The following is a 3,613-nucleotide window of genomic DNA, read 5'->3' as shown; positions in this document are numbered from 1 at the left end:
CGTCCGGGTCCATTTCTTCGCGCGGACCGCCTCCCGTACCTGCTGCCCAGACGCGCTACTCAATTCTTCGTGCAACATGTTTCACCTCCGATAAACGGACCTTTGGGACATCCTTTCATCGATACGTGACGCCTCTGTTTGACGAGCGTTGCGGCGAATTAGTCTTAACGGGTTGACGCCGAGCTTCCATGATCGAGGTGCCGACAATGTCAATTTCGTGCCTGCGTGGACATTCGTGCTTGGGCCAACGAAGGCCCCGCTGTGTGCACCCGCGTTTGTGCTGACTGATGGCCTCGTCACGCCAGCGGCGTCGGATGTCCATCAATGGGCCGAGCCGCTCGCGCGGCAATGGTTCACGCACTGTGCGGAACGACCCTATGTGCGAGGCACGTTGCGACCACGCAGACATCCAGCGAATCTCGGTGCAGCCTGAATGAACTTCGTCGCTTATTTCAGTCATCCAAATCATGTAAAAATTCCGTGGCTTTTCCATCCTGATGAGACACAACGCGCGGGGCGGCTATGTCAAGGACGACCGCTGCCCTCTCATTCGCAACCGCAGGTAACTAACGCGCACGGCCTTCGCGGTCGAGAAGTGGCCTCGCGCATAACGCGATGCCGCCTGCGCGACGGCGCTCCTCCAGCTTTCGACGGCCAGTCTCTGAGCGGTGCAGCCAAGGCCTCCTCCCTCGGTGCGAAGCGAGCCCCGGGGCGCCGAAAAAGAGGTGCCGGGCGTTTTCAAGGTCAGCGCTCATGCAGCTATCGTGCCAAGCGACCCGACACCGCTCACCGTGGAAAAGCGAATTGACTCCCGCAGTGAGTGTGTCGTTTGCGACGAAGCTTGCACTAGATTGTCCACAAGCGGACAATGCGCTGCGCGCCAGCGGGCATTTGACACAGTCCGTGCAGAGTTTATGCGACTAGCGTTGCTAGCATGCGCGGCGGGTAGGCTCGCAATTTGCGTAAGCGCCTTCGGTCCACAATTCGGCCTACGCGTCGAGAAGAGGGCCATACCGACACCGCATGGTCGCGGCATGGCAGCGCTGGTTGGCATAACCTGATCGTTAGCCTTGTTGAGAAAGCAGCCCGTTGGCAAATTGGCACGCGAGTTAGCGGGTTCCGTAAGGGCCGGAAGATATCGGCAGAATGAGGCCGGAACAAGCTGCTTGCCGCTCCTGTTGCGATCATATCGCTCAAGGTTCTAAGGCAAAGAGAGGGTGTCCATATAAAGAGGATGGTGGTGCGCAAGATTCGGGCGGCGCTCGCCCATGAGAGAAGGCACTGCGGTACCGCAAGACTACGTCAGCGCAGAGCGTATGTGGACGGGTTACGTGAGGTAGTGTGTCGACGTCTAACATTGTGGGCTGTGGAAAGCTTGCGCGATGTAATAAGTTATGCTGATGGATAATGGGCATGGAATTCGCTGCACCACGCTCATTTTCCAGAGCGGCAAGCTCGCCGGCTGGACTTGGTGCAAGTTGGCGAATTCAATGGCGGTGGGTGGGAAATATTTGTTGCAAACCTACGGATATGGAGGTCTAGCACGTCCTTGACAGTTAGGATAGTTGAAAACTGTTGCAGACGGGACCGTGTTCTATTAGAAATGGAGAGCGATGCAGAAGAGCTGGATGCACATCTCAAAAAACTCAATGCGCGGGCCGCGCAAGCCAAGATGCATTTACATGAGCTGTCCGAGGAGCTGCCAGGAAGCTGGGAGCATGTTGTTACCGTTGCTCAGCGCTGCTACGACGCGTACGCCGCGCTGACGGAAGCCCGCAAAGCCGCGTGGAGAAAAACATGAAGCGCCCGAAAACTGACTAGCGCGATACGTTTAACGATGGTTGCGAAGCGGTGAGGCTGGATACGGCCCTTCGTGCTCACGGCCGATGAGGAGATATGCATCCGATGCGGGAGGTGCTTCCGGTCTTGTAATTACCCACTTCTTTTCATTGCGCGTTCGTAACCGAGTTGAATGTCCGTCAGCCGTCGCATACCTCGCCACATCACCGTGTTGCCAGGCGGAGGATCGCTGGCGCGCGCCAGATAGCCGCCAAGCTGGCCGAGCTTGAACACGTTGCGCACGAGCGGTGGTGCACGTGCGGTGTGGGCTGATTCCTGTACCAGGCAATTCAGCAACTCAATTTCCGTTTTCGTGAATGCGGCTTCTGGCGGGGCCTGCGGAACTGCGCGGCTGACCATCGTGAGCCAGAAGATGCGCCAACTCAGGATGCAGAGTACGGAGATGAGCTTGGCCAGCCGGTCTGCCGCACGTAGCCGTGCTTCTTCGGCCTTGCACCCCGACCTCAGGATCTGGTGGAACGTCTCGATCTTCCAGCGCATGGAATACCAGTCGAGCTTTTCCACGGCCTGTGCACGCGAGCTTACTGGCAAATCCGTAATCAGCCTGCATTCTATCGGGGCACGCGTGCCCGGAGCGTTACGCTCCCGAGCGTGAATGACCCAAAGCTGCAGCGCCGGATAACGGCTCTGCTTGCCGATGGGCGGTAGCACCGTCATGCGCTGATAGCGAAGCTCCAGATCGACCACCAGTCGCGCGCCGTTCGCGTCGCGAAGCTCAACGCGATGTAGACCCTTGACTCTTCCGTTACGCATCTCTGCGTCGATCGTATGCTGACCATCGCCTGCCGGGCGATCTACACATGTGCGCACAAGGAAGTGTGTGCCGAGATCGTGCGCCGTGCGGAACAGTTCGTAGATGTCGCTTTCCCGATCACCCACATGGATACAGTGCCCGGACTCGCCCAGCAGCGCGCTCGACCCGCGCATGTTCTCGAGCCAGCGGTAGCTTCCTTTTGCTCAATCGGTACGCGCGTAGGGTTGACGTGACGCTTGAGCGCCGTACAGCCTTTGAACTTGCTCCGTGTCCAGAATTTTATGGCGGTCAGACCCAGTGGCAAACCTTCGGTGGTTACCGCCAGGCTGGAATGCATCAGGATGCCGCATTGGGTCAGCGAATTCTGCAATCCGTTTCCTTGTACCCGGTTCGCATTGTCGCTTTGCCCGCGTAACCGACAAGCTCGGGGCGCTCCCGCTTGTAGGAAAATATTGCCGTATCCTGCAAAACAAGCGTGGTGCCTCCGCTCACCTTGAATCGATCCGCAGTCGCTGCGAAATGGCCTGACCGTTACCGGCCATCCTTTAAATATCCCGGTCTTGACGTATTCCTAGGTACCAGGTTTTTCGATGGGGATGTGGGTAATTACAAGGCTTCCGGTCCGCTTACCTAGCGTACTGAAGCTTGTTGGCTTCGGCGAGAACGGCCCTTACCCTTCGGTCGACGGCGACGGCGACGGTGATGAAGAAGACGAAGAGAAGATCATAGAAGGCCAGCTTAATGGAGCGCATCGGCTGCGCGGATCGCTGCATGCACCCGGCGTCTCGATCCCGTGGATAAGTTGGAAGGTGTCGATTTTGAGACCCTCATGCGCTTAGGGCAGTCACTGAGGCGGTGCCCCGTCTGTTTTCGAATGTGCGTGGATGACGTCTTAGTCCTGATACAGTTAAGGAAGGTCTGCACAACCCGCTTTGGATGCGTTACCTTTGACATCCAGCGCAGCCTCGGCGCTCGGATCGTTGTTAGTGAGTTGACCAC

General features: G+C 57.8%; 2 protein-coding genes. One reads left to right on the top strand and one right to left on the bottom strand.

The features are described 5' to 3' along the window. Window positions 1–1,603 precede the first annotated feature (1,603 nt). Window positions 1,604–1,801 (top strand): CCE_0567 family metalloprotein, encoded by a 198-nt coding sequence (locus tag B0G83_RS37835; protein WP_105512343.1) that lies wholly within the window; start codon window positions 1,604–1,606, stop codon window positions 1,799–1,801. Window positions 1,802–1,932: 131 nt separating this feature from the next. Here the strand turns inward: B0G83_RS37835 and B0G83_RS37830 are convergent, their stop codons facing one another. Then, window positions 1,933–2,787: an IS4 family transposase gene (locus B0G83_RS37830; RefSeq protein WP_258168518.1), complete on the bottom strand. Its 855-nt coding sequence runs from the start codon at window positions 2,785–2,787 to the stop codon at window positions 1,933–1,935. Window positions 2,788–3,613 lie beyond the last annotated feature (826 nt).

It is taken from the genome of Paraburkholderia sp. BL21I4N1, assembly GCF_002973525.1.
In the GTDB taxonomy this organism is placed as follows: Bacteria; Pseudomonadota; Gammaproteobacteria; order Burkholderiales; family Burkholderiaceae; genus Paraburkholderia.
Note: the sequence above shows the minus strand (reverse complement) of the source record. Positions and strands in the feature narration are given on the sequence as shown.